The sequence below is a fragment of the Pseudomonas sp. 2822-17 genome (genome assembly GCF_002742485.1).
Lineage (GTDB): Bacteria > Pseudomonadota > Gammaproteobacteria > Pseudomonadales > Pseudomonadaceae > Aquipseudomonas > Aquipseudomonas cyclaminis.
Genome location: NZ_LJRZ01000760.1, coordinates 164858 through 190397, shown reverse-complemented (window position 1 = coordinate 190397; position 25540 = coordinate 164858). Strand labels below are relative to the sequence as shown.

General features: G+C 60.3%; 30 protein-coding genes. 13 read left to right on the top strand and 17 right to left on the bottom strand.

Annotation, left to right across the window (positions count from 1 at the left end):
• Positions 1-177: 177 nt before the first annotated feature.
• Positions 178-1434: an NADP-dependent isocitrate dehydrogenase gene (icd, locus tag AOA60_RS27410; RefSeq protein WP_099587006.1), complete on the top strand. Its 1257-nt coding sequence runs from the start codon at positions 178-180 to the stop codon at positions 1432-1434.
• A gap of 82 nt (positions 1435-1516) precedes the next feature.
• Here icd and cspD read toward each other — a convergent pair whose 3' ends face one another.
• Positions 1517-1780: a cold shock domain-containing protein CspD gene (cspD, locus tag AOA60_RS27405; RefSeq protein ID WP_099587039.1), complete on the bottom strand. Its 264-nt coding sequence runs from the start codon at positions 1778-1780 to the stop codon at positions 1517-1519.
• A gap of 225 nt (positions 1781-2005) precedes the next feature.
• On the opposite strand from cspD, the gene clpS reads away from it, so the two are divergent.
• Both clpS and clpA read left to right on the top strand, forming a co-directional pair.
• Positions 2006-2374 (top strand): ATP-dependent Clp protease adapter ClpS, encoded by a 369-nt coding sequence (gene clpS, locus AOA60_RS27400; protein WP_010567912.1) that lies wholly within the window; start codon positions 2006-2008, stop codon positions 2372-2374.
• A 29-nt stretch (positions 2375-2403) separates the two neighbouring features.
• Positions 2404-4674: an ATP-dependent Clp protease ATP-binding subunit ClpA gene (gene clpA / locus AOA60_RS27395; protein ID WP_078743290.1), complete on the top strand. Its 2271-nt coding sequence runs from the start codon at positions 2404-2406 to the stop codon at positions 4672-4674.
• Between the two features lie 183 nt (positions 4675-4857).
• Here the strand turns inward: clpA and infA are convergent, their stop codons facing one another.
• From infA to aat, 3 genes are all read right to left on the bottom strand, one after another.
• Positions 4858-5076, bottom strand: coding sequence for a translation initiation factor IF-1 (gene infA, locus AOA60_RS27390; RefSeq protein WP_002553999.1), 219 nt, complete (start codon positions 5074-5076; stop codon positions 4858-4860).
• A 100-nt stretch (positions 5077-5176) separates the two neighbouring features.
• Positions 5177-5884, bottom strand: a complete 708-nt coding sequence (locus tag AOA60_RS27385) for an arginyltransferase (protein ID WP_099587005.1) — start codon at positions 5882-5884, stop codon at positions 5177-5179.
• Between the two features lie 56 nt (positions 5885-5940).
• A complete protein-coding gene (gene aat / locus AOA60_RS27380) occupies positions 5941-6621 on the bottom strand; it encodes a leucyl/phenylalanyl-tRNA--protein transferase (protein WP_099587004.1) in 681 nt (226 codons plus the stop codon).
• 496 nt (positions 6622-7117) lie between these two features.
• Between aat and AOA60_RS27375 the strand changes: the two genes are divergently transcribed.
• Genes AOA60_RS27375 through cysG form a run of 6 tightly spaced genes read left to right on the top strand, consistent with a single transcriptional unit; the run spans position 7118 to position 14616 of the window.
• Entirely contained in the window at positions 7118-9526 is a 2409-nt protein-coding gene (locus AOA60_RS27375; RefSeq protein WP_099587003.1) for a DNA translocase FtsK, read from the top strand.
• Between the two features lie 54 nt (positions 9527-9580).
• Entirely contained in the window at positions 9581-10204 is a 624-nt protein-coding gene (lolA, locus tag AOA60_RS27370; RefSeq protein ID WP_099587002.1) for an outer membrane lipoprotein chaperone LolA, read from the top strand.
• Between the two features lie 23 nt (positions 10205-10227).
• Positions 10228-11553 carry a replication-associated recombination protein A gene (locus AOA60_RS27365; protein ID WP_099587001.1) on the top strand — a complete coding sequence of 442 codons (1326 nt, stop codon included), beginning with the start codon at positions 10228-10230 and terminating at the stop codon, positions 11551-11553.
• Positions 11550-11924 (top strand): fluoride efflux transporter CrcB, encoded by a 375-nt coding sequence (crcB, locus tag AOA60_RS27360; protein ID WP_099587000.1) that lies wholly within the window; start codon positions 11550-11552, stop codon positions 11922-11924. The genes AOA60_RS27365 and crcB overlap by 4 nt, the downstream gene beginning before the upstream one ends.
• A 16-nt stretch (positions 11925-11940) precedes the next feature.
• On the top strand, positions 11941-13221 hold the full coding sequence (gene serS / locus AOA60_RS27355) for a serine--tRNA ligase (protein ID WP_099586999.1): 1281 nt from the start codon (positions 11941-11943) through the stop codon (positions 13219-13221).
• A complete protein-coding gene (gene cysG / locus AOA60_RS27350; RefSeq protein WP_099586998.1) occupies positions 13222-14616 on the top strand; it encodes a siroheme synthase CysG in 1395 nt (464 codons plus the stop codon).
• A gap of 105 nt (positions 14617-14721) precedes the next feature.
• Here cysG and AOA60_RS27345 read toward each other — a convergent pair whose 3' ends face one another.
• The 6 genes from AOA60_RS27345 to tusD form a co-directional block, all read right to left on the bottom strand.
• Entirely contained in the window at positions 14722-15717 is a 996-nt protein-coding gene (locus AOA60_RS27345) for a glutathione S-transferase family protein (protein ID WP_099586997.1), read from the bottom strand.
• 88 nt (positions 15718-15805) lie between these two features.
• Positions 15806-16807 carry a glycosyl transferase family protein gene (locus AOA60_RS27340; RefSeq protein WP_099586996.1) on the bottom strand — a complete coding sequence of 334 codons (1002 nt, stop codon included), beginning with the start codon at positions 16805-16807 and terminating at the stop codon, positions 15806-15808.
• On the bottom strand, positions 16804-17139 hold the full coding sequence (locus AOA60_RS27335) for a TusE/DsrC/DsvC family sulfur relay protein (protein ID WP_099586995.1): 336 nt from the start codon (positions 17137-17139) through the stop codon (positions 16804-16806). The genes AOA60_RS27340 and AOA60_RS27335 overlap by 4 nt, the downstream gene beginning before the upstream one ends.
• Entirely contained in the window at positions 17136-17414 is a 279-nt protein-coding gene (tusB, locus tag AOA60_RS27330; RefSeq protein WP_099586994.1) for a sulfurtransferase complex subunit TusB, read from the bottom strand. The genes AOA60_RS27335 and tusB overlap by 4 nt, the downstream gene beginning before the upstream one ends.
• Positions 17414-17764: a sulfurtransferase complex subunit TusC gene (gene tusC / locus AOA60_RS27325; protein WP_099586993.1), complete on the bottom strand. Its 351-nt coding sequence runs from the start codon at positions 17762-17764 to the stop codon at positions 17414-17416. The genes tusB and tusC overlap by 1 nt, the downstream gene beginning before the upstream one ends.
• Before the next feature lies 1 nt (position 17765).
• The gene (gene tusD / locus AOA60_RS27320; protein WP_099587038.1) at positions 17766-18158 is read right to left on the bottom strand and encodes a sulfurtransferase complex subunit TusD; all 393 of its coding nucleotides are present in this window, start codon (positions 18156-18158) and stop codon (positions 17766-17768) included.
• A gap of 159 nt (positions 18159-18317) precedes the next feature.
• Between tusD and AOA60_RS27315 the strand changes: the two genes are divergently transcribed.
• On the top strand, positions 18318-19481 hold the full coding sequence (locus tag AOA60_RS27315) for a CaiB/BaiF CoA-transferase family protein (protein ID WP_099586992.1): 1164 nt from the start codon (positions 18318-18320) through the stop codon (positions 19479-19481).
• Positions 19482-19565: 84 nt separating this feature from the next.
• On the opposite strand, the gene AOA60_RS27310 is transcribed toward AOA60_RS27315, so the two are convergent.
• Together AOA60_RS27310 and AOA60_RS27305 are read right to left on the bottom strand one after the other, a co-directional pair.
• Positions 19566-20060: a SprT family zinc-dependent metalloprotease gene (locus tag AOA60_RS27310; protein ID WP_032890037.1), complete on the bottom strand. Its 495-nt coding sequence runs from the start codon at positions 20058-20060 to the stop codon at positions 19566-19568.
• A gap of 128 nt (positions 20061-20188) precedes the next feature.
• Positions 20189-20791 (bottom strand): Yip1 family protein, encoded by a 603-nt coding sequence (locus tag AOA60_RS27305; RefSeq protein ID WP_032889661.1) that lies wholly within the window; start codon positions 20789-20791, stop codon positions 20189-20191.
• Positions 20792-21057: 266 nt separating this feature from the next.
• Here AOA60_RS27305 and ttcA point away from each other — a divergent pair, with 266 nt between their 5' ends.
• Both ttcA and AOA60_RS27295 read left to right on the top strand, forming a co-directional pair.
• The gene (ttcA, locus tag AOA60_RS27300) at positions 21058-21882 is read left to right on the top strand and encodes a tRNA 2-thiocytidine(32) synthetase TtcA (protein WP_099586991.1); all 825 of its coding nucleotides are present in this window, start codon (positions 21058-21060) and stop codon (positions 21880-21882) included.
• Positions 21883-21950: 68 nt separating this feature from the next.
• The gene (locus AOA60_RS27295) at positions 21951-22622 is read left to right on the top strand and encodes a DNA-3-methyladenine glycosylase I (RefSeq protein ID WP_099586990.1); all 672 of its coding nucleotides are present in this window, start codon (positions 21951-21953) and stop codon (positions 22620-22622) included.
• 39 nt (positions 22623-22661) lie between these two features.
• Here the strand turns inward: AOA60_RS27295 and AOA60_RS27290 are convergent, their stop codons facing one another.
• From AOA60_RS27290 to arsC, 3 genes are read right to left on the bottom strand one after another with little or no spacing between them, the layout of a single operon-like run.
• Complete coding sequence (locus AOA60_RS27290) at positions 22662-23075, bottom strand: DUF2069 domain-containing protein (protein ID WP_099587037.1); 414 nt, start codon at positions 23073-23075, stop codon at positions 22662-22664.
• A complete protein-coding gene (gene wrbA, locus AOA60_RS27285; RefSeq protein ID WP_099586989.1) occupies positions 23059-23673 on the bottom strand; it encodes an NAD(P)H:quinone oxidoreductase in 615 nt (204 codons plus the stop codon). Before wrbA ends, AOA60_RS27290 begins: the two co-directional genes overlap by 17 nt.
• Entirely contained in the window at positions 23670-24023 is a 354-nt protein-coding gene (arsC, locus tag AOA60_RS27280; RefSeq protein WP_099586988.1) for an arsenate reductase (glutaredoxin), read from the bottom strand. Before arsC ends, wrbA begins: the two co-directional genes overlap by 4 nt.
• Before the next feature lie 115 nt (positions 24024-24138).
• Here arsC and AOA60_RS27275 point away from each other — a divergent pair, with 115 nt between their 5' ends.
• Positions 24139-24600: a TlpA disulfide reductase family protein gene (locus AOA60_RS27275; RefSeq protein WP_099586987.1), complete on the top strand. Its 462-nt coding sequence runs from the start codon at positions 24139-24141 to the stop codon at positions 24598-24600.
• Between the two features lie 77 nt (positions 24601-24677).
• On the opposite strand, the gene AOA60_RS27270 is transcribed toward AOA60_RS27275, so the two are convergent.
• Together AOA60_RS27270 and AOA60_RS27265 are read right to left on the bottom strand one after the other, a co-directional pair.
• Positions 24678-25082 (bottom strand): META domain-containing protein, encoded by a 405-nt coding sequence (locus tag AOA60_RS27270; protein WP_099586986.1) that lies wholly within the window; start codon positions 25080-25082, stop codon positions 24678-24680.
• A complete protein-coding gene (locus AOA60_RS27265; RefSeq protein ID WP_099586985.1) occupies positions 25079-25519 on the bottom strand; it encodes a hypothetical protein in 441 nt (146 codons plus the stop codon). The genes AOA60_RS27270 and AOA60_RS27265 overlap by 4 nt, the downstream gene beginning before the upstream one ends.
• Positions 25520-25540 lie beyond the last annotated feature (21 nt).

Genomic DNA, 25540 nt, shown 5'->3' with positions numbered 1-25540 from the left:
TGCGCCTAAAGTCGCACGATGTGCTCAAGATTGGCGCTTTTCCCTTTGCTTTCAGGCTTGTAGGCGACAATTTATGCTGTTTTCGATGCAAATGAGCATGGCGCGAGGTTTCAGTCGCCATTTATCTGGAGTAGGCTCGAACGCAGCCAGATGTTCAATCCATAGATGGAGTTCAGCATGGGATACAAGAAGATTCAGGTTCCGGCAGTCGGCGACAAAATCACCGTCAATGCAGACCATTCTCTCAATGTTCCTGACCAACCGATCATCCCTTACATCGAAGGTGACGGTATTGGCGTCGACATCAGCCCGGTGATGATCAAGGTAGTCGACGCAGCTGTTGAAAAGGCCTACGGCGGCAAGCGCAAGATCTCGTGGATGGAGGTGTACGCCGGCGAAAAGGCGACTCAAGTCTACGACCAGGACACCTGGCTGCCCCAGGAAACCCTGGATGCGGTCAAGGATTATGTGGTGTCCATCAAGGGGCCGCTGACCACGCCGGTCGGGGGTGGCATCCGTTCGCTGAACGTGGCCCTGCGTCAGCAACTCGACCTTTATGTCTGCCTGCGCCCGGTGCGCTGGTTCGAAGGTGTGCCGAGCCCGGTCAAGAAGCCTGGCGACGTGGACATGACGATCTTTCGCGAAAACTCCGAAGACATTTACGCTGGCATCGAGTGGAAAGCCGGTTCGCCGGAAGCCATCAAGGTGATCAAGTTCCTCAAGGAGGAAATGGGTGTCACCAAGATCCGTTTCGACCAGGATTGCGGGATCGGCGTCAAGCCGGTGTCCAAGGAAGGCACCAAGCGCCTGGCACGCAAGGCCTTGCAGTATGTGGTGGATAACGACCGCGAATCGCTGACCATCGTGCACAAAGGCAACATCATGAAGTTCACCGAAGGGGCCTTCAAAGAGTGGGCCTACGAAGTGGCGGCCGAAGAGTTCGGTGCGACGCTGCTCGACGGTGGGCCTTGGATGCAATTCAAGAACCCGAAGACCGGCAGGAATGTGGTGGTCAAGGACGCCATTGCCGACGCCATGCTGCAACAGATCCTGCTGCGCCCCGCCGAGTACGACGTGATCGCCACTCTTAACCTGAACGGTGACTACCTGTCCGACGCCCTGGCGGCGGAAGTGGGCGGTATCGGCATTGCGCCGGGGGCTAACCTGTCTGACACCGTTGCCATGTTCGAGGCGACCCATGGTACGGCGCCCAAGTATGCAGGCAAGGATCAGGTCAACCCTGGCTCGTTGATTCTGTCGGCAGAAATGATGCTGCGCCATATGGGTTGGACCGAGGCGGCTGACCTGATCATCAAGGGCACCAACGGCGCGATTGCGGCCAAGACCGTGACCTATGACTTCGAACGTTTGATGGAGGGGGCGAAGCTGGTTTCGTCGTCGGGCTTTGGTGATGCGTTGATTTCGCATATGTAAAAGCCGGTGAATAAAAACGGCCATCCCAGCGTGATTGGGGTGGCCGTTTTTTATCGCAAGCTGCACATTTTGTTGGCGGATATCAGGCCAGTTGTTTCTTCTCGTGAGCATGCGCTGGTGCGGTTTTTTCCGGTGTTACAGTTATATTGACAGCATGCAACCCTTTCGGTCCTTGAATGATTTCAAAGGTTACCGGTTGGCCCGCCTTCAGCGTTTTGTACCCGTCCATGCTGATCGCTGAAAAATGAGCAAAAAGGTCCTCGGTTTTCCCTTCCTCATTCACAAAGCCATATCCTTTGGCATTGTTGAACCACTTGACCTTGCCACTGATCTTGACGCCAGACATACCCATTTCCCTCTGCACCAGACTCCATCACTGGAGTATCATCCAGTTTATCCGTCCTAACCCGAATAAATTAAGGTTGACTGCGCGGACCTTTTTTACCCACTGTGGGTTCTATTGGTTGTAACACCGATTTGCCGATAGTCAAGGCGACCAGTCGGTCAGAGTTGAAATTCTGACAGCTCGCCCCCACCACTGTATTTGAACCACTGACGAACCTTTCTTTCCATGCATGCAATCAGCCAGATTCGACTAACATTCAATCAGGATCGACCGGATCACGAACACGATGACGACGGTTCTGCAGGCATTGCTGTTCAGGAGGCCAAGCCTGCTTTACAGGCGCCGCCGATGTACAAGGTGGTTTTGTTCAATGATGACTACACACCGATGGATTTCGTGGTCGAAGTACTCGAGGTGTTTTTTAACCTGAACCGCGAGTTGGCGACCAAGGTAATGCTGGCCGTTCACACAGAAGGACGGGCAGTATGTGGAGTGTTTACCCGTGACATCGCCGAGACAAAGGCCATGCAGGTCAACCAGTACGCCAGGGAAAGCCAGCATCCGCTACTCTGTGAAATCGAGAAGGACGGTTAACGCCGACCACTTGGGTATGAGGTGAAGCTATGTTAAACCGCGAGCTCGAAGTCACCCTCAATCTTGCCTTCAAGGAGGCTCGTTCGAAGCGTCATGAATTCATGACTGTCGAACACCTTTTGCTGGCACTTTTGGATAACGAAGCTGCCGCCACCGTTTTGCGTGCGTGCGGCGCCAACCTCGACAAACTCAAGCATGACCTGCAGGAGTTTATCGACTCCACCACGCCACTGATCCCCGTGCATGACGAGGACCGCGAAACCCAGCCAACCCTGGGCTTCCAGCGGGTATTGCAGCGTGCTGTTTTCCACGTACAGAGCTCCGGTAAGCGTGAAGTCACAGGCGCCAATGTGCTTGTGGCGATCTTCAGCGAACAGGAAAGCCAGGCAGTGTTCCTGCTCAAGCAGCAGAGCGTTGCCCGTATTGATGTCGTCAACTACATCGCCCACGGTATCTCCAAGGTGCCTGGGCACGGCGATCATTCCGAGGGTGAGCAGGACATGCAGGACGACGAGGGCGGTGAGTCTTCTTCTTCAAGCAACCCGCTGGATGCCTATGCCAGCAACCTCAACGAGTTGGCGCGCCAGGGGCGGATCGATCCGCTGGTGGGGCGTGAGCTTGAGGTCGAGCGTGTAGCGCAGATCCTCGCGCGTCGTCGCAAGAACAACCCGCTGCTGGTGGGCGAGGCGGGCGTGGGCAAGACCGCGATTGCCGAAGGCCTGGCCAAGCGCATCGTGGACAACCAGGTGCCGGACCTGTTGGCCAACAGTGTCGTCTACTCCCTTGATCTGGGCGCGTTGCTCGCAGGTACCAAGTACCGTGGCGATTTCGAGAAGCGCTTCAAGGCGCTGCTCGGCGAGCTGAAAAAACGCCCGCAGGCGATCCTGTTCATCGACGAGATCCACACCATCATTGGTGCGGGTGCGGCTTCCGGTGGGGTGATGGATGCGTCCAACCTGCTCAAGCCGTTACTGTCGTCGGGTGACATCCGCTGCATCGGTTCCACCACTTTCCAGGAATTTCGTGGCATCTTCGAGAAGGATCGCGCCCTGGCGCGTCGCTTCCAGAAGGTCGACGTCTCCGAGCCGTCGGTTGAAGACACCATCAGCATCCTGCGCGGGCTCAAGGGGCGTTTTGAAGCGCACCATGGTATCGAGTACACCGATGAGGCGCTGCGCGCAGCAGCGGAGCTGGCATCGCGCTACATCAATGATCGGCACATGCCGGACAAAGCCATCGACGTGATCGACGAGGCGGGGGCCTACCAGCGCCTGCAACCGGTCGAGAAACGTGTGAAGCGCATCGACGTGCCTCAGGTCGAGGACATCGTGGCGAAGATTGCGCGGATTCCGCCAAAACACGTCAACAGCTCCGACAAGGAGCTGCTGCGTAATCTGGAGCGCGACCTCAAGCTCACGGTGTTCGGCCAGGATGCAGCCATCGACGCGCTGTCCACCGCGATCAAGCTGTCGCGTGCGGGCCTCAAGTCGCCGGACAAGCCAGTCGGCTCGTTCCTGTTTGCCGGGCCTACCGGTGTCGGCAAGACCGAAGCGGCGCGGCAGTTGGCCAAGGCCATGGGTATCGAGCTGGTGCGGTTCGACATGTCCGAGTACATGGAGCGTCACACCGTGTCGCGCCTGATCGGCGCGCCTCCGGGCTATGTTGGCTTCGATCAGGGCGGTCTGTTGACCGAAGCGATCACCAAGCAGCCACATTGCGTATTGCTGCTCGATGAAATCGAGAAGGCCCACCCGGAAGTCTTCAACCTGCTGTTGCAGGTGATGGATCACGGGACCCTGACCGACAACAACGGACGCAAGGCGGACTTCCGCAACGTGATCGTGATCATGACCACCAACGCCGGTGCTGAAACGGCCGCGCGGGCTTCGATCGGCTTCACCCATCAGGATCACTCTTCTGACGCGATGGAAGTGATCAAGAAAAGCTTCACGCCGGAGTTCCGCAACCGCCTGGACACCATTATCCAGTTTGGTCGCCTCAGTCATGAGGTTATCAAGAGTGTGGTGGACAAGTTCCTCACCGAGCTACAGGCGCAGTTGGAAGACAAGCGCGTGCAGCTGGATGTCACGGAAGCGGCGCGCAGTTGGATCGCCGAGGGTGGCTACGACGCAGCAATGGGCGCTCGCCCAATGGCGCGTCTGATCCAGGACAAGATCAAGCGGCCGCTGGCTGAAGAGATCCTGTTTGGCGAACTCTCGGACCATGGTGGCGTGGTGCATATTGATCTGAAGGACGGCGAGCTGACCTTCGAGTTCGAAACCACGGCAGAAATGGCCTGATCGATAACCGCAGGCGCCAATGTGGGAGGGGGCTTGCCCCCGATAGCAGTGCTTCAGTCGCTACACGAGTGACTGGTACGCCGCTATCGGGGGCAAGCCCCCTCCCACATTGTTTTGTGGTGCTAGATAAATGGCGCACACACAAAAACGCCCGGCATAACCGGGCGTTTTGTATTGACTTGCTTAGCGAGCGCGGTAAGTGATGCGCCCTTTGCTCAAGTCATAGGGCGTCAGCTCGACGCGCACTTTGTCACCGGTAAGAATACGAATGTAGTTCTTGCGCATCTTGCCGGAGATATGCGCGGTTACGACGTGCCCATTTTCCAACTCCACACGAAACATGGTGTTGGGCAGGGTGTCGACGACAGTGCCTTCCATTTCGAAGCTGTCTTCTTTCGACATGCAGTAAAGCCCTCGGTATCCAGTGAATGGCCCGGTGCAACTGCGCCAGGCAAAAGCGGCGTGCATTGTGCCCGAAAAAGGGTGTTTAAGCCAAGGGGTTCTAGTTAAGCGTGACCCATCTTTGATTAATCAGCAGTTCTATGGGCCGATATTGGGTCTTGTAGCTCATCTTTTTGCAGTTCTTGATCCAGTATCCGAGGTAAACCGCCTCCAGTTCCAGGCGCAGGGCTTCGCCGATTTGCCAGAGGATCGCAAAGCGCCCCAGGCTGCGGCGCTCTTCGGTCGGCTCGTAGAAGGTGTAGACCGCCGACAGGCCGTTAGGCAGCAAATCCGTCACGGCGACGGCCAGCAGGCGACCGTCCGCACGAAATTCATAGAAGCGTGAAAAAGGCAGATCGCGCACCAGAAACGTGGAGAACTGGTCGCGGCTTGGTGGGAACATATCGCCATCGGCGTGGCGTTGCTCGATATAGCGCTGGTAAAGGTCGAAGTATTCTTCGGTAAACCGAGGCTTGCTCGATGTCACCACCAAGTCGACATTGCGCTTGAGGATGCGCTTCTGGTTGCGGTCCGGCAGAAACTGCGCCACAGGGAGGCGCGCCGGCACGCAGGCATTGCAGTTCTGGCAATGGGGTCGGTACAGATGGTCGCCGCTACGCCGAAAGCCCATTTCCGAAAGATCCGCATACACATGCACGTCCATCGGTTGGCTGGGGTCGAGGAACAGTGTGGTGGCCTGCTCGTCTGGCAGATAGCTGCAAGAGTGGGCTTGAGTGGCATAGAACTTCAAACGCGCCAACTCGGTCATGATCAACCCTCGGGATAAGCTTTGAAATAAGTGTAAGCCAGGTGCGCGGATGTCGCCTAAGAAACCCACGGCCCGGTGTTGGGTTGGTCCAGGTGGTCGCGTAGAAAACCGGCGAACTCACTGCGAGGAATGGCGCGGGCACCCAGGCTGTGCAGGTGATCGTTGGGCATCTGGCAGTCGATCAGCACAAAGCCCCAGGCCTGTAATTGTCGCGTCAGTGTAGCGAAGCCAAATTTAGAGGCATTGTCGGCGCGGCTGAACATGGATTCGCCAAAAAACAGCTGGCCCATCGCCAGGCCATACAGGCCGCCCACCAGTACGCCTGCATCCCATACCTCTACCGAGTGCGCATGGCCGCGCTTGTGCAACTCCAGGTAGGCGTTCTGGATGCCTTCGGTGATCCAGGTGCCATCGGCGTAGGCGCGCGGCGCAGCGCAGGCCTGGATGACGGCGGCGAAGTCCTGGTCGAATGTCACGGTGTAGCGCTGCTGGCGTAACAGCTTGCCCAGGCTGCGGGATACGTGGAGTTCATCAGGGAAGATCACCGTGCGCGGGTCTGGCGACCACCAAAGGATCGGTTGACCCTCCGAAAACCAGGGGAAGCAGCCGTGGCGGTATGCCTTGACCAGTCGCTCCGCCGATAGATCGCCGCCGGCGGCGAGCAGGCCATTGGGTTCGCGCATGGCTTTGGCCAGCGGTGGAAAGGTCAGGGTGTCGCGTTGCAACCAGGTCAGCATGGCATCCAGGCTTATGGAAGGGGAGGGGAGTGGCAGGTATGACCCCGCCTCGGCAGTGCTGATTATTGTCGACGCAGCGCCATCGGGCCAGCTTGAATCCGCCATTGCTGCGTATTAGCGTGAGCGGGTGTTTCTGCAACTCTATGCCGGGGGTGTGGTCGTATTCGGGGCCGGCCCATGCAGGCCAATTGCCAAGCTTGCCTGGATTGGTAAAAACAGCTCATAAGCCTTTGTCAGCAAAGACAATGCATGCTCAAATTGCACATGTTGTGACACACAATTGGCTATGCTGGCTGAAGAAAGCCAAGTGGCGTGGCATCAGGCACACAAACCCGTACAATGCGGCCATTGTGGCGTTATCGTCATTTCATTGCGCAATCGCCCGACGTTAAACGTAGATTCAACGACGTTCGTTTATTTTTCAGCTGCTCGGATTGGGCAGTATTGGCAGTCATTCAACAGATGGACGCGCTAAAGGCGCAGGAAAAGACCCGTTTTGAAGAAATCCGCCGCAACACCTAAAGCAGCAGTCGTGCCGGCTTGGCGCCAGCACCTGCACTATCGACTCAAGGAAGGTGCGCTGATCGCTATCGGCGCGCTGTGTCTGTTCCTGATGATGGCCTTGCTCACCTATGGCAAGGACGATCCGGGCTGGAGCCACAACAGCAAGATCGACGACGTGCAGAACTTCGGTGGTCCGGTGGGTTCCTACAGCGCCGATATCCTGTTCATGGTGCTGGGTTACTTCGCTTACATCTTCCCGTTGCTGCTGGCGATCAAGACCTGGCAGATCTTCCGCCAGCGTCACGAGCCGTGGCAATGGAGTGGCTGGCTGTTCTCCTGGCGCCTGATCGGCCTGGTGTTCCTGGTGCTCTCCGGCGCGGCGCTGGCCCATATTCATTTCCACGCGCCTACCGGTTTGCCGGCGGGCGCGGGCGGGGCGCTGGGCGAAAGCCTTGGCGACCTGGCACGCAAGACCCTGAATATCCAGGGCAGCACCCTGATGTTCATTGCGCTGTTCCTGTTCGGCCTCACGGTATTCACCGACCTCTCGTGGTTCAAGGTGATGGATGTGACGGGCAAGATCACCCTCGACCTGCTCGAATTGTTCCAAGGCGCCGCCAACCGTTGGTGGTCCGCCCGTGTCGATCGCAAGCGCATGGTGGCCCAGTTGCGCGAGGTGGATACCCGCATCAATGAGGTCGTGGCCCCGAGCACACCGGACCGCCGCGAACAGGCCAAGGTCAAGGAGCGCCTTATCGAGCGCGAACAGGCCCTGAGCAAGCACATGTCCGACCGCGAGAAGCAGGTGCCACCGGTGATTGCGCCGGCGCCGCCCAAGGCTCCCGAGCCAAGCCATCGCGTGCAGAAAGAGAAACAGGCGCCGTTGTTCATTGACAGCGCCGTGGAAGGCACCTTGCCGCCGATCTCGATTCTCGACCCGGCCGAAAAGAAACAACTCAACTATTCACCGGAATCCCTGGCGGCCGTCGGCCACCTGCTGGAAATCAAGCTCAAGGAATTCGGTGTCGAAGTCTCGGTGGACTCGATCCACCCAGGCCCGGTGATTACCCGTTACGAAATCCAGCCGGCCGCCGGTGTAAAAGTCAGCCGCATTTCCAACCTGGCCAAGGACTTGGCCCGCTCCCTGGCCGTGACCAGCGTGCGCGTGGTGGAGGTGATCCCGGGCAAGACCACCGTGGGTATCGAGATTCCCAACGAAGACCGCCAGATCGTGCGTTTCTCCGAAGTGCTGTCGACGCCGGAATACGACAACTTCAAATCGCCGGTCACCCTGGCCCTGGGCCATGACATCGGCGGCAAGCCGGTCATCACTGACCTGGCGAAAATGCCTCACCTGCTGGTGGCCGGTACCACCGGTTCCGGTAAGTCGGTGGGGGTGAACGCGATGATCCTGTCGATCCTGTTCAAGTCCGGCCCGGAAGACGCCAAGCTGATCATGATCGACCCGAAGATGCTCGAACTGTCGATCTACGAAGGCATTCCGCACCTGCTGTGCCCGGTGGTCACCGACATGAAGGACGCCGCCAACGCCCTGCGCTGGAGCGTTGCCGAGATGGAGCGCCGCTACAAGCTGATGGCGAAGATGGGCGTGCGTAACCTGTCGGGCTTCAACGCGAAGGTCAAGGAAGCCCAGGACGCCGGCACGCCGCTGACCGATCCGCTGTACAAGCGCGAAAGCATCCACGACGAAGCACCGCTGCTGAGCAAGCTGCCGACCATCGTGGTGGTGGTCGACGAATTTGCCGACATGATGATGATCGTCGGCAAGAAGGTTGAAGAGCTGATCGCCCGTATCGCCCAGAAAGCGCGAGCGGCCGGTATCCACTTGATCCTTGCTACCCAGCGGCCGTCGGTGGACGTGATCACCGGCCTGATCAAGGCCAACATCCCGACGCGTATGGCGTTCCAGGTGTCGAGCAAGATCGACTCGCGGACCATCATCGACCAGGGCGGCGCCGAACAACTGTTGGGCCACGGTGACATGCTCTACATGCCGCCGGGCACCAGCCTGCCGATCCGTGTGCACGGTGCTTTCGTGTCCGACGATGAAGTGCACCGTGTGGTGGAAGCCTGGAAGCTGCGCGGCGCGCCTGAATACAACGATGACATCCTTGCTGGCGTTGAAGAAGCTGGCAGCGGTTTCGACGGTGGCAGCAGCGGTGGCGACGATGATGCCGAGACCGACGCGCTGTACGACGAAGCCGTGGCATTTGTGCTGGAAAGCCGCCGGGCCTCGATTTCTGCGGTACAGCGCAAGCTGAAGATCGGCTACAACCGCGCCGCCCGCATGATCGAAGCCATGGAAAACGCCGGCGTCGTCACCGCAATGAACACCAACGGCTCGCGTGAAATCATTGCCCCTGGGCAGATGCGCGACTGACTCCGTGCCGCGTGGCAGCACGCGGCGCGCCCTGACTACTCAATGAGGACTCCCATGCGCTTTATCCGCATGCTGTTGTTGCCGGCACTGGCCCTGACCGCTGTTTCGGCTCACGCTGACCCGGCCTCCGTCGCCAGCCTGAAGAACCTGTTGGACAAATCCCAGACCCTGACCGCACGCTTTTCCCAGCTGACCCTGGATGCCGGCGGTACTCGCTTGCAGGAAACGGCAGGGGAAATGGCCGTGCAGCGCCCAGGGCTGTTCTACTGGCACACCGAAGGCAAGGCCGAGCAGACCATCGTCTCGGACGGCCAGAAAGTTACGCTGTGGGACCCGGACCTGGAGCAGGCGACCATCAAGAAGCTCGACCCACGCCTGAACCAGACGCCGGCGCTGTTGCTGTCGGGCGACGTGTCGAAGATCAACGACAGCTTCGATATCACCTCCAAGCAAACCAGCAACGTGATCGAATTCACCCTCAAGCCCAAATCCAAGGACACGCTGTTTGACACGCTGTCCCTGTCGTTCGGCAATGGCGTGATCAACAACATGCGCCTGATCGACAGCGTCGGCCAGCGCACCGATATCCTGTTCTCCGGGGTCAAGGCCAACCAGCCGGTGCCGGCTTCCAGGTTCAAGTTCGACATCCCCAAGGGTGCCGACGTGATCCAGGAATAAACCAGAGGTTTCAAACGCTGCCCATGGACCTGTTTCGAAGTGACCCGATTGCCCAACCCTTGGCCGCACGCTTGCGTTCGACCAACCTGGATGAGTACGTCGGTCAGGAACACCTGCTCGCTCGCGGCAAGCCATTGCGCGAAGCCCTGGAGCAGGGCGCGCTGCACTCGATGATTTTCTGGGGGCCACCGGGCGTGGGTAAAACCACCCTGGCGCGGCTGCTGGCGAAAGTCTCGGATGCACACTTCGAAACGGTGTCTGCGGTGCTGGCCGGGGTCAAGGAAATCCGCCAGGCGGTGGACGTCGCCAAGCAGCAGGCCGGGCAATACGGCAAGCGCACCATCCTGTTTGTCGACGAAGTGCATCGCTTCAACAAGTCGCAGCAGGATGCCTTCCTGCCCTACGTCGAAGACGGCACGCTGATCTTTATTGGCGCCACCACCGAAAACCCCTCGTTCGAACTGAACAACGCGTTGCTGTCGCGGGCTCGCGTGTATGTGCTCAAGAGCCTCGACGAGGCGGCGATGCAAAAGCTGCTGCACCGCGCCTTGAGTGAAGACAAGGGCCTGGGCAAGCGCCAGCTGAGTGTCAGCGAAGAAGGCTTCAAGATTCTGCTCACCGCTGCCGATGGCGACGGTCGCCGTTTTCTCAACCTGCTGGAGAACGCATCCGACCTAGCCGAAGACGGCAGCGAGATTGGCGTCGACCTGCTGCAAAGCCTGCTCGGCGACACGCGCCGGCGCTTCGACAAGGGCGGCGAAGCTTTCTACGACCAGATCTCGGCGTTGCACAAATCCGTACGCGGCTCCAACCCGGACGGCGCGTTGTACTGGTTTGCGCGCATGATCGACGGCGGTTGCGATCCGTTGTACCTGGCGCGCCGCGTGGTACGCATGGCCAGCGAGGACATCGGTAACGCCGATCCCCGTGCCCTGAGCCTGTGTCTGGCCGCGTGGGACGTGCAGGAGCGCCTCGGCAGCCCGGAAGGCGAGTTGGCGGTGGCCCAGGCCATCACCTACCTGGCCTGCGCGCCGAAAAGCAACGCGGTGTACATGGGCTTCAAGTCGGCGCTGCGTGCCGCGGCCGAATACGGCTCCCTCGAAGTGCCGTTGCACTTGCGCAATGCGCCGACCAAATTGATGAAACAGCTCGGCTACGGCGACGAATATCGCTATGCCCACGATGAGCCGGATGCCTATGCCGCCGGTGAAGACTACTTCCCCGATGAGCTTGAGCCGTTGCCGCTCTACCAGCCGGTGCCCCGTGGCCTTGAGCTGAAGATCGGCGAGAAGCTCAATCATCTGGCCGCACTCGATCGTTTAAGTCCCAGACAGCGGAGAAAATCATGATTCCCTTGGTGGTCGCCGTCTCGGCGGGCGGTATCGCGGGTACACTGCTGCGCTTTGCGACGGGTAATTGGATCAGCGCGAATTGGCCCAAGCACTTCTATACCGCGACGCTGGCCGTTAATATCGTGGGCTGCCTGTTGATCGGCGTTTTATACGGCCTGTTCCTGGTGCGTCCCGAAGTACCGATTGAGGTGCGCGCCGGGCTGATGGTTGGCTTTCTTGGCGGCCTGACGACCTTTTCATCCTTTTCACTGGATACCGTACGCCTGCTGGAAAGCGGGCAAATGCCGCTGGCGATTGGCTACGCTGCCATCAGTGTATTCGGCGGGCTGCTCGCGACCTGGGCTGGCCTGTCCTTGACCAAACTTTGATAAACGAGAGACCGACATGCTCGATTCCAAACTGTTACGTAGCAACCTTCAGGACGTAGCGGACCGCCTGGCATCCCGTGGCTTTGCCTTGGATGTTGCGCGCATCGAAGCGCTGGAAGAACAGCGCAAGACCGTCCAGACCCGCACCGAAGCACTGCAGGCTGAGCGTAATGCGCGTTCCAAATCCATCGGTCAGGCCAAGCAGCGCGGCGAAGACATCGCGCCGCTGATGGCGGACGTCGAGCGCATGGGCACCGAGCTGTCCGACGGCAAGGTCGAGCTGGAGGGCATTCAGTCCGAGCTGGATTCGATCCTGCTGGGCATCCCCAACATTCCGCATGAATCTGTGCCAGTGGGTGAAGACGAAGACGGCAACGTCGAAGTCCGCCGCTGGGGCACGCCCAAAGCCTTTGACTTCGAGATCAAGGACCACGTTGCCCTGGGCGAATTGACCGGTGGCCTGGATTTCGAAACCGCCGCCAAGATGTCCGGCGCGCGCTTTGCGTTGCTGCGCGGACCGATCGCGCGCATGCACCGTGCCCTGGCGCAGTTCATGATCAACCTGCACACCGGCGAGCACGGCTACGAAGAGGCCTACACCCCTTATCTGGTGCAAGGTCCGGCGCTGATGGGTACCAGCCAGTTGCCGAAGTTCGAAGAAGACCTGTTCAAGATCAGCCGCGACGGCGAAGCCGACCTGTACCTGATCCCGACCGCCGAAGTGTCGCTGACCAATATCGTCGCTGGCGAGATCCTCGACGCCAAGCAACTGCCACTCAAGTTCGTGGCCCACAGCCCGTGCTTTCGCAGTGAAGCCGGCGCATCGGGGCGTGACACCCGTGGCATGATCCGCCAGCACCAGTTCGACAAGGTCGAGATGGTGCAAGTGGTCGAGCCGTCGACCTCCATGGAAGCCCTGGAAGGCCTGACCGCCAACGCCGAGCGCGTGCTGCAACTGCTGGAGCTGCCGTACCGCGTGCTGGCTCTGTGCACGGGCGACATGGGGTTCAGCGCCGTGAAGACCTACGATCTGGAAGTGTGGGTGCCGAGCCAGGACAAGTACCGCGAGATTTCGTCGTGCTCCAACTGCGGTGATTTCCAGGCCCGTCGCATGCAGGCGCGTTTCCGTAACCCGGAAACCGGCAAGCCGGAACTGGTGCACACCCTCAATGGTTCGGGCCTGGCCGTAGGCCGTACCCTGGTGGCGGTGTTGGAAAACTACCAGCAGGCTGACGGTTCGATCCGTGTACCTGAAGTGCTCAAGCCGTACATGGCCGGCGTTGAGGTCATCGGCTAAATGGAATTTCTGCCGCTGTTTCATAACCTGCGCGGCAGCCGTGTATTGGTCGTTGGTGGCGGGGAAATTGCCTTGCGCAAGTCCCGGCTGCTGGCCGACGCCGGCGCAGTGCTGCGGGTGGTTGCTCCTCAGATCGAAGACCAGTTGCGTGAATTGGTGCTGGGCAGTGGCGGGGAACTGAACGTGCGTGGTTATCAGGAGCCCGACCTTGATGGTTGCACCCTGATCATCGCCGCGACGGACGACGAGCCACTCAATGCGCAAGTATCCAGTGATGCCAAGCGTCGCTGTGTACCGGTCAACGTGGTGGACGCGCCGGCCTTGTGCAGCGTGATCTTCCCGGCGATTGTCGACCGCTCGCCGTTGGTGATTGCGGTGTCCAGCGGCGGCGATGCGCCGGTGCTGGCACGCTTGATCCGCGCCAAGCTGGAAACCTGGATTCCATCGACTTATGGCCAATTGGCCGGGTTGGCGGCGCGTTTTCGTGCCCAGGTCAAAGGTTTGTACCCGGATGTGCAGCAACGTCGGGCGTTCTGGGAAGAAGTGTTCCAGGGCCCGATTGCCGACCGTCAGTTGGCCGGGCAGGGCGCTGAGGCTGAGCGTTTATTGATTGAAAAGGTCAACGGTGCACCGCCGTACGCGCCGGGTGAGGTTTACCTGGTGGGCGCAGGCCCAGGCGATCCTGACCTGTTGACCTTCCGTGCGCTGCGTCTGATGCAGCAAGCCGATGTGGTGCTGTACGACCGCCTGGTCGCCCCGGCGATTCTTGAGCTGTGCCGTCGTGATGCCGAGCGGGTCTATGTCGGCAAGCGTCGCGCCGACCATGCCGTGCCGCAGGACCAGATCAACCAGCAATTGGTGGATCTGGCCAAGCAAGGCAAGCGCGTGCTGCGCCTCAAGGGTGGCGATCCGTTCATCTTTGGGCGTGGTGGCGAAGAAATCGAGGAATTGGCGGCCCATGGCATCCCGTTCCAGGTGGTGCCAGGGATTACGGCGGCCAGTGGTTGCGCGGCGTATGCCGGGATTCCGCTGACTCACCGCGATTACGCGCAATCGGTGCGCTTTATCACCGGGCACCTGAAAAACGGTACGTCGGATCTGCCCTGGCAGGATCTGGTGGGGCCGTCGCAGACGCTGGTGTTCTACATGGGCCTGATTGGCTTGCCGATCATCTGCGAGCAACTGATCAAGCACGGTCGCGCCGCTGATACACCGGCAGCGTTGATCCAGCAGGGCACCACCTCGAACCAGCGTGTGTTCACCGGTACCCTGGCTGACTTGCCACGCATGGTGGCGGAGCATGAAGTGCATGCGCCGACATTGGTGATCGTGGGTGAGGTGGTGGTGTTGCGCGAGAAGCTCAAGTGGTTTGAAGGCGCCCAGTCTCAGGTGTGAGCCCTGAAAGCATCGGGGGCAAGTCCCCTCCCACATTAAAATGCATTCCAAATGTGGGAGGGGGCTTGCCCCCGATGAGTCCCTCAGACACAACCATCTCGTGGATCAGCTCAAAACCCCTGAGCCATTCAAGCGCCGACGATCATGCTCGGCATCAAACCTCTGCAACGGCCCTTTCGGCACAATCCCCGTCGGATTGATCGTCCGATGGCTCGCATAGTAGTGCCCCTTGATGTGCTCGAAATCCACCGTCTCGGCCACCCCAGGCCACTGATACAACTCCCGCAGCCAGTTCGACAGGTTTGGATAATCCGCAATCCGCCGCAGATTGCATTTGAAGTGGCTGTAGTACACCGCATCAAAACGAATCAGCGTGGTAAACAGTCGCACGTCTGCCTCGGTCAGGTATTCACCGGCCAGGTAGCGATGGTCGCTCAGGTGCTGCTCCAGGTCATCCAGTTCGGCAAACACATCATCAAACGCGCTTGCATACGCCTGCTGCGACGTGGCAAAGCCTGCGCGATACACACCGTTGTTCACGGCCGGGTAAATGCGTTCGTTCAGCGTGTCGATGGTTGTGCGCAGTGACTCGGGATAGAAGTCCAGGGTGTTGCCCGTCAACCCGTTGAACGCGCTGTTGAACATGCGGATGATCTCCGCCGACTCATTGCTGACGATGCGTTGGAGCTGCTTGTCCCACAACACCGGCACGGTGACGCGGCCGGTGTAGTCGGCCGTATCGGCGGTGTAGCGCTGGTGCATGAATTCAAAATTATCCAGCGCGTCGCCAGTGGAGCCGTGGGCCTTGTCGAAGGTCCAGCCGTTTTCCAGCATCAGCCAGCTGACCACGGACACATCGATGAGGCTTTCGAGGCCTTTGAGCTTGCGCAGGATAAGGGTGCGGTGAGCCCATGGGCAGGCCAGGGACACATAGAGGTGATACCGACCGGCCTCGGCCCTGAAGCCGCCATCGCCGCTCGGGCCAGGCTGGCCGTCGGCCGTCACCCAGTGGCGGCGCTGCGCCTGTTCGCGTTGGAAAGCGCCGTCTGCGCTACTTTCGTACCACTGGTCTTTCCAGTGTCCTTTGATCAGCAAACCCATGACTGGCTCCTTGGCTAATAAGCGTTGGAGCCCAGTCTAAAGGGATGAGTTCGAACTAAAAGCGCAAAGACCGCGGGTGAATGATCGATTAAATCGATTTATCCCGCGCAGCCCAGTACTGCCGGGCCAATTCGAACGCCTGCTCCCGTGGGTGGCCCAGGCCGCGCAAGGCCAGGGCCATGGTGGCGATCAGCGCCAGTTGTGGGTAGCTGTCCTCCACATCACCGCGCCACAGCGCTTTCAAATGCTCTGTCTCCAGCGTTGCCGGTTTGACATGGCGCTGGGCGGAGAGGGCGGGCCATTCTTCATCCCAGTTCTCGCCGCCGGTAGTGCCGTACAGGTGGCTGATCGTGTCGGGGTTGATCTCGATCTCGCCGCCGTCGCCTTTCACCACAATCACGTTATCGCCAAGCAGGCCGCTGGCGTCGCGGTGTACGCCCTGATAGCCCGGATGGAAAATGCTTTGCAGGCCGCAACGGGCGTTCAACGGGTTGAGCAGCCGCGCCAGGGAGTGGATCGGCGAGCGCAGGCCTAGGGTGTTGCGCAAATCGATCATGCGTTGCAACTGCGGTGCCCAGTCGCCCAGCGGGATGAACGCCAGGTTGCCCTGGTCAAACGCCGCGCCGACCTGTTGCCAGTTGCGGCACAGGGGAATTTGCAGGGTTTGCAGCAATTGTTCGGTATACAACCGGCCCGCCGTATGGGCACCGCCACCGTGCATCAGGATGCGCACGCCGTTCTGCGCCAGGCATTTGGCCGCCAGCAGAAACCACGGTAGGTGGCGCTTTTTACCGGCGTAGGTCGGCCAGTCGACATCTACGTTCAGTGCCGGGGCATCCAGGCGTTCGCGCACGGCTTCGGTGAAGCCAGCAAGTTCTTCCGCGCTTTCTTCCTTGTGCCGCAGCAGCATCAGGAAGGCGCCCAGTTGGGTGTCTTCGACTTTTTCGTCGAGCAGCATGCCCATGGCTTCACGGGCTTCTTCGCGGGTGAGGTTACGCGCGCCGCGCTTGCCTTTGCCCAGGATGCGCACGAATGGCGCAAACGGGTGCTCGGCAGGGGTTTGCAGGGTCAGTGGGGCAAAGTCGGTCATAAGCAATTCGTCGGCCTGGGCAGGCCCGCCAGCTTGGCGGCGAGTTTGGCGGGAGTGCCGTTGAACAGTTGGTTGAGGTGCAGGCTGTTGCCCTTCTCCGGGCCAAGTTTCAGGGCGGTGTATTTGATCAGCGGGCGCGTGGCCGGGGATAGCTGGAATTCGGCATAAAACCCGCGCAACAGTTCGAGGATTTCCCAGTGGGCCGGCGTCAGCTCCAGGTTGTCGGCGGCGGCCAGGGCATTGGCGACTTCGGTGGACCAGTCGTCCAGATCGACCAGGTAGCCGTCCTTGTCCAGTTCGAGGCGGCGCTCGCCTACGGTCAGGGTGTTCATAGCCAGGTGTTGACCTTGTCGTAGTCGATCGACAGTTGCACGAAACCGGGATAGTCCATGCTGTCAGCCCAGTCCGGTAGTGGCAAATTGCGCGCCTGCATGTCTTCGGCCAGCACAAACACCTTCACGCCTTTGGTTTGCAGGGCGGGCGTGTGCAGACCGTAGGCGCCGTCACCACACAGCAGGATTGCGTCCCCGGCGCCACAGATGCGCAGGCAGCTGTCGAGGCGGCTGTCGGTAAACGGGGAATGAGACACCACATGTAGAGTCGTCATCAGAGGGTAATCACCTGGTCGTAACGGTCAATCAGTTGGGAAATGGCTTGGCTGTCCAGCGACTGCGCGTTGGCGGGTGGTGGGAGCCCGCGTGCGGACAGGCTGTGGTCGCAGGCGAACACGTCATCAATGCCGAACAGGCCCAGGGCCTGCAGATTGGCACTCAGGTCTTTCTGTTGCACGGCTTTGGCGGCTTGGCACGGCGCCAGTTGGAACACACCGTCATCCATGAACAGCAAGCCGATGGGCAGATCAAACGCGCCGCCGGCCAGCACGATATCCAGCGCTTCCCGCGCGCTCGGCCCGGACCACGGCGCCTGGCGGCTGATCACCAATAGGGATTTGGACATCTCACGGCCCTCCAAAACAGATCAGGCGGTCAGCACCCTGGATCGCATCATGCAATTGCCCAAGGCCTGACAGCGCCCACGGCGCATCCAGGTTGACCGCGCTGCGTTGATAACGCGTGGCTTCTTCGCTGTTGAGCACGCCACGGCGCAGGGCAGCGGCGATGCACACCACGCCGTCCAGTTGATGAGTGCTGACAAACTCACGCCATTGGCGGGCGATGTCTTGCTCATCCTGGGCCGCGACAACGTTATTGGACGCGCTGTACACGCCATCCTGATAAAAAAACAACCGCACAATCTCATGCCCGCCGGCCAGCGCGGCCTGTGCGAACAGCAGGGCGCGGCGCGAGGAGGGCGCATGGGCGGCGGAATACAGGGCAATCGCGAACTTCATGGAACACTCGGCAAGCAAACGTTGGCCAATGATAAAGCCGCCGCCGCGAAAAAGCCCGCCGTGATCAAAACGGTCACCGTCGGTGATCGTTCTGACGATTGCCGGTAGGTGCAAGGCTGCCTAGTCTGTGGACATTCGAAGCGAAAGTGGAGCCCCCAAATGTCAGGTCCCTTGGCGTCCCTCAAAGTGCTGGATTTTTCCACCTTGCTACCTGGCCCGTTTGCTTCGTTGATGCTGGCGGACATGGGGGCCGAGGTGCTGCGTATCGAATCGCCCACGCGCATGGACCTGCTGCGCGTGCTGCCACCCCATGACCAAGGCACCTCGGCGAGCCACGCCTACCTCAATCGCAATAAACGCAGCCTGGCGCTGGACCTCAAGCAGGCCGAGGCCCTGGACATCGTAAGGGCGCTGGTCAAGAGCTACGACATCGTGCTCGAACAGTTTCGCCCCGGCGTGATGGAGCGCCTGGGCCTGGGGTATGAGGCCTTGAAAGCGCTCAACCCCCGGCTGATTTATGTGTCGATCACCGGGTATGGCCAGACCGGCCCGTATAAGGATCGCGCTGGCCACGATATCAACTACCTGGCACTGGCGGGCGTGGCCAGCTACACCGGGCGCCAGGACAGCGGGCCGCTGCCGTTGGGCGTGCAGTTGGCGGATGTGGGCGGCGGCTCGTTGCATGCCGTGGTGGGTTTGCTCGCAGCGGTCATTGCTCGCCAGCAGACGGGTGTCGGTCAATACCTGGATGTGAGCATGACCGACTGCTCATTCAGCCTGAACGCGATGGCTGGCGCGGGTTACCTGGCCTGCGGCGTGCAGCCGGAAAGGGAAACCCATGTGCTCAATGGCGGCAGTTTCTATGACTATTACCGCTCGCGTGATGGGCGCTGGATGTCGGTGGGCAGCCTGGAGCCGGCGTTTATGCAGCGACTGTGCGCGGCGTTCGGGCGGCCGGAGCTGGCGGCACTGGGCCTCGATCCTGCGCTCAAGCGGGCGCTGCAAGTGGAATTCGAAAAGCGCAGCTTTGATGAGCTGTGCGAGTTATTTGCCGGTGTGGATGCGTGTGTAGAGCCAGTGTTGAGCCTAAGCGAGGCCGTTGAACACCCGCAGTTGAAGGCGCGGGCGTTGGTCAGCCAGGTGCCGAGGGGCGATGGTTCGACCCAGGCGCAACTGGCTTGCCCGCTGAAGTTTTCCGAGGGGTTGCCGGCGCCGAGACATATTGGTGTGGCGGTGGGGGGGCACAGTGATGAGGTGTTGGCGGAGTTGGGCCTCAGCGCTCAGCGAATAGCGGAACTGCGGCGGGCCAAGGTGGTTGGGTGACTGACCCGGCGCTATCGGGGGCGAGCCCCCTCCCACATTTGACCGCGTTTCAAAGGTGGGAGGGGCTTGCCCCCGATTGGGCCCTCACTCCACGCGGGTTTCCCCGGTAAACACCAGGGTCTGCCGACACCGCCGACACAAATACCGCCGTCCCTGAGCCACCATGCCATGACGCTGCGACGAAAACGGGAAGTCGCTATCGGCACACGGGCAGCGGTAGATATAGCGGGTCACCTGGCGACGCTGCACGGCATAGGTGTGGCAGCGGTCTGGCGGCAGTTCGTAGACCCCGCGCATGATTAACTGCCATTCCTCGCCATGGGGCTGGATGCGCTCACCGAACAATTGATGGGCGATCAGGTGCGCCACTTCATGGGCCACGGTCTGCTTGAGGAAATGTTGACTGTTTTCTCGGTACAACTGTGGGTTGAAGCGCAGCAGGTTCTCGTGCAAATGCGCGACACCGGCTTTCTGGCCCCGCAGCTTGAGGCTGACCTGGGGGCGCTTGAAGCTTCGTTTGAAAAAGGATTCGGCTTGCAGGAAACAATCTTCGACGCGGGTATTGAGTTGCTCGGGCATGCTGTACCTATCTCCAGAGAGGCCCAGTATGCCGCAAAGCCGGGTGTTTCCGAATCTGTCAGGTGCCGAATGGTCATGCATAACGCACAAAGCCACCTTGCGGTGGCCTTGCCTGAGGGGTTGTGAGGTCAGTTGGTGTAGATCGGGCCAACACCCAGGCCCCAGACGATAACGGTAAACGCCATGATCGCCACCAGGACCACCAGGCCTACAGCCAGTACCGAGCTGGAAAACAGGAAGCCCTCGTCCGGGTCGATGTTCATGAACGTCGGCAGGCCTACATACAGCAAGTACACCGTGTAGCAGATTGCCGCCGTGCCCACGACCATGCCCAGCCACATATGTGGGTAAAGTGCCGCCAGCCCGCCGATAAACAGGGGTGTGGCAGTGTAGGTCGCAAAGGCCACGCAGCGCGCCATGCTGGGGTTGGCGTCGTAGGTACGGGCCATCCAGTGAATGAACGCGCCCATCACCGCCACGCCGCCGAGCATGGCGGCATAGGACATGATGGTCATCCACAACGCACTTTCCTGGGTCAGCATCACCGGCGCCCGGTTACCGATGACCCAGCCCACCTGGGTGGTGCCGATAAACGCTGATATCGCAGGGATCGCCGCGAGAATCAGGGTGTGAGTGAGGTACATGTGGCCGATGCTTTCTTCTTTATCGCCACGGATTTCCCGCCATTCCTGGTCGGGATGGGTAAAAAGCCCCACGACGTGATGGATCATGCCAGTCACTCCTGTCGTTATTGCCATCGCCCCCCATCGGAGCGCCCACGGGCCAATTGGCCTGAAAGGTCTGGATATAGATGTGCGACCTCACGTCGCAGTATAGGAAGGGATGACCTGAATAACTGTAGGGGCTTTAGAGCAAATCGCACTGTAAACAGTGGGCCTAATCGCAGATTGGAATGCTGGCCCACATTGAATGTGGGGACTCGACATCGGTAAGATACCCGGCTTTTCGTCACACACCAGCAGCGGATCCAAGCGCCATGGGCACTCTTACGGTCAACCAGAACAAACTGCAAAAACGCCTGCGTCGCCTGGCCGGTGAAGCGGTCGCCGATTTCAACATGATCGAGGACGGCGACAAGGTCATGGTCTGTCTCTCCGGCGGCAAAGACAGTTACACCCTGCTTGACGTGCTGCTGCACCTGCAAAAGGTCGCGCCAATCAAGTTCGAGATCGTCGCCGTCAACATGGACCAGAAACAACCAGGCTTCCCGGAGCACGTGCTGCCGGCCTACCTGAAAGCCCTGGGCGTCGAGTACCACATCGTCGAGAAAGACACCTACTCGGTGGTCAAGGAGTTGATCCCGGAAGGCAAGACCACCTGCTCGCTGTGCTCGCGCCTGCGCCGTGGCACGCTCTACACCTTTGCCGATGAAATCGGTGCGACCAAGATGGCCCTGGGGCACCACCGCGACGACATCGTCGAAACCTTCTTTCTCAACATGTTTTTCAATGGCTCCCTCAAGGCCATGCCGCCCAAGCTGCGCGCCGATGACGGGCGCAACGTAGTCATCCGCCCGCTGGCGTATTGCAACGAGAAGGACATCCAGGCCTACTCCGACTTCAAGCAATTCCCGATCATCCCGTGCAACCTGTGCGGCTCCCAGGAAAACCTGCAGCGCCAGGTGGTCAAGGAGATGCTGGTGGAGTGGGAACGCAAGACGCCGGGGCGCACCGAAAGTATTTTCCGCAGCTTGCAGAACGTACAGCCATCACAATTGGCCGACCGCAACCTGTTTGACTTCACCAGCCTGAAAATCGACGAGACGGCCGCCTCGCGCTTCGTCAACGTAGTGAACCTCTGACGCAACTCAACGCTCTGAAAGACGGCGCTTACGGGCGCCGTTTTCATTTTCAATCCCCAGGAGAGGGCATGCGCGATTACAAGTGGCTGCACGAATATTGTCTGAACCGCTTTGGTTCAGCGGCTCAACTGGAAGCCCACCTGCCGGTGCCCAAGACCCCGGCGCAATTGCGCAAGATCAGTGATGACCGTTATCTGTCGACCCTGGCGCTGCGAGTGTTTCGCGCCGGTTTAAAGCACAGCGTGGTGGACGCCAAATGGCCGGCGTTCGAACAGGTGTTCTTCGGCTTCGACCCGGAAAAAGTCGTACTGATGGGCGCCGAGCACCTGGAACGCCTGATGCAGGACACGCGGATCATCCGTCACCTGGGCAAGCTCAAGAGCGTGCCGCGCAACGCGCAGATGATGCTGGACATCGAGCTAGAAAAAGGCAGCTTCGGCGCGTTTATCGCCGACTGGCCGGTCACCGATATCGTCGGGCTCTGGAAGTACCTGAGCAAGCACGGCCACCAGTTGGGCGGGCTGTCGGCGCCGCGCTTCTTGCGGATGGTGGGTAAGGATACGTTTGTGCCGAGTGATGACGTGGTGGCAGCATTGAATGCGCAGAAAATCGTCGACAAGGCGCCGACCAGCCTGCGCGATCTGGCGACGGTGCAGGGCGCGTTCAACCAGTGGCATGCCGAGAGCGGGCGACCTATGTGCCAGTTGTCGATGATGCTGGCCTACACCGTCAACCACTGAGCCGACGCCATAAGTAACACCCCCCGTAGCGCTCGACAGCTACGGGTGATTGGCTGCCAACCGCCGATCCAACTGATGCCGCCACCGCACATACAACAGCGCCGTGCAAAACACCGCCAGACTCGTCAGCATCTCCAGCACCCCGAACCACTGGCGGTTCGGGTCGTACGCCGCCAGCGCGCCCTTGATGAAATACAGGTTCACCGCAAAGCACATCCACGAATGCCCCCGCGCACTGCCGCTGATCATGCCCGGCGCCAGCAACAGCAGCGGCGCCAGCTCGATCAGCAGGATCACCCACGGGCGTGCGCCGTGCAGGTCGGCGACGAACAGGTAATACCCGCACAGCAAGCCCACCAGGGCAAAAAATGCCAGCAGGCTCAATGCGCGTGTCACCTTTACACGCGGCTCCAGCCACGCCTGGGGCGGCAGGACTTTAGGCTTTTTGGCCACGGCCATTCTCCAGCAGCGTGGCGGTGGTAGCCAGGCGCAAGCCCAATGCCCGGCACAGGGCGATTTCGTGTTGATCGAGCATGCGCTTGCCGTCCGGCCCGGCATGGTGGCTGGCGCCATACGGCGTGCCGCCGCCCTGGGTGTCGAGCAATGCCTGTTCGCTGTAGGGCAGGCCGGTGATCAACATGCCGTGGTGCAACAGCGGCAGCAGCATCGACATCAGCGTGGTTTCCTGGCCGCCGTGCAGGCTGGCGGTGGAGGTGAACACGCCAGCAGGCTTGCCGACCAGAGCGCCGGTGAGCCACAGGTTGCTGGTGCCATCAATAAAATACTTGAGCGGCGCGGCCATGTTGCCGAAGCGCGTCGGGCTGCCCAGGGCCAGGCCTGAGCAGTTTTTCAAATCATCGAGGCTGGCGTACAACGCACCTTCGTCCGGAATGCTCGGCGCCACGGCTTCGCATTCGGTGGAGATCGCCGGCACGGTGCGCAAACGCGCTTCCATACCGCCTTGCTCGATACCCCGGGCAATTTGCCGGGCCATTTCGCTGACCGAGCCGTTGCGGCTGTAATACAGCACCAGCACATACGGTGTGGTCACGGCAGAATCTCCAGTACGTTTTCTGGTGGGCGGCCAATGATGGCCTTGTCGGCGGTTTCCAGGATCGGGCGTTCCATCAGCTTGGGGTGTTCGGCGATGGCTGCGATCAGTTGGGTTTCGCTGAGGGTGGCGTCGGCCAGGTTGAGACTTTTGTATTCGTCTTCGCCGGTGCGCAGCAACTGACGGGCGCTGAGGCCCAGTTTGGCCAGCAAGGCCTTGATTTGCGCCGCGTCCAGCGGGGTTTCCAGGTAGCGCACCACGGTTGGGGCAAGGCCGCGGGCTTCAAGCAGTTCGAGCGCACCGCGGGATTTCGAGCAGCGCGGGTTGTGATAAAGCGTCAGATCGGTCATGTGCGGGTCGCATCTTGCGTAAGGTGGCGGGTATTCTACCCGCGCTGCGCCCCGTCCTTAAACCGTAAGAGGCGATAGGTCGCAGCCAACGTTCATTTTTGCGAAGGATTACCCCATGACACGTCGACTGATCGGTGCATTGGCGATCATTACAACCTTGCTGCTCAGCGGCTGCGGCAATGACTATGGCGTTGACCAGTATGGCCAGAAAGTCGCGGCCGAGCGCCTCGACAAGCAATGGCTGGTGGTCAACTACTGGGCAGAATGGTGTGGCCCGTGCCGCACGGAAATCCCTGAGCTCAATGCCTTGGCCGAGCAGCTCAAAGCACAGAACGTCGGGGTGTTCGGGGTCAATTTCGATAACGTGCAGGGTGAGGAACTGAAAGCCGCCAGCGACAAGCTGGGCATCAAGTTCACCGTGCTGGCACAGAATCCGGACGGGATCTTCGACATTCCGCGCAGCGAGGCCCTGCCGGTGACTTACATCATCGATGACAAGGGCAAGGTGCGTGAGCAGTTGATGGGCGAGCAGACCGCGGAAGGCGTACTGGCCAAACTCAAGGCCTTGCGCGGTTAAAGCAGCAACTCCAAACAAATGTGGGATCGGGCTTGCCCCGCCCACATTTGGAACGCTGCCAAGTCACAGAGTCGGGATCAGCCCTCTTCGGGCCACAGGCGAATCGGCTTGCCCTCGGCCGGCCAGAAGCGCGTCTGCTCGATCGGCGAGATATCCCAGCGCTGTACGCCTTGCAGAGCCTGGAAGAAGCGGTGTTCCTGCTCCATCAGGGCCTCGGCGCAGAGCTTGCGGGTGCTGCCGAGCTTGCCGAAGCTGAGCTTGTCGCCCTCGACGGTGTATGGCGCAAACCAGTGGTTGCAACCGCCGTTGCCGTAGGCGCGACCATCGGCGCCGAGGGTGACGGTCAGGTGGGCGTAGTCCATCAACGGCCGCTCACCAATCCACTCCACCACGTAACTGTGATCCTGCTTGAGCTTGACCGCATCACCGGCACAGCCGCTCAGTGCCGCGCCGACGGCGGCGAGCAGAAGCAGGCCTTTCATTGCGCAGCCTTCTGGCATTTCGGGCAGCGGTGCTTGTCGCCTTCGCTGGCCCAGCCCAGTTCCTTGATGCGCGCGTTGGCGGCAGGCTGCAGCGGCTCCTTGCTCAGCTTGGTTTCCACCGCGAATTCAAACTCCAGCACGGTGTCGCAGCTGTCGCAGTTGACCTTCCAGGTGTGAATCTCCAGCTCGCCGAATTTAGGCCCTTGGGCCATGGCGACCCATTGGCCCGCCGGGCGGATGGAGTAGCGCGCATCGCCTTCGACGGTCAGGCGCATCGACAGGGTTTTACTGCCGCGCAGGGTGACGATCAGCACGTCGCCGTGCTTGATCGAACCACCGTTGCCGGTGACCTGGTAACGGCCCGGCACCAGGGCGCGGCATTCGATCAGGGTGTGTTGCGGGCTCAGCAAGCTGAAGCGGAAATCGTGTTCGGCCATGGATCCTCCAAATAGGCGCGG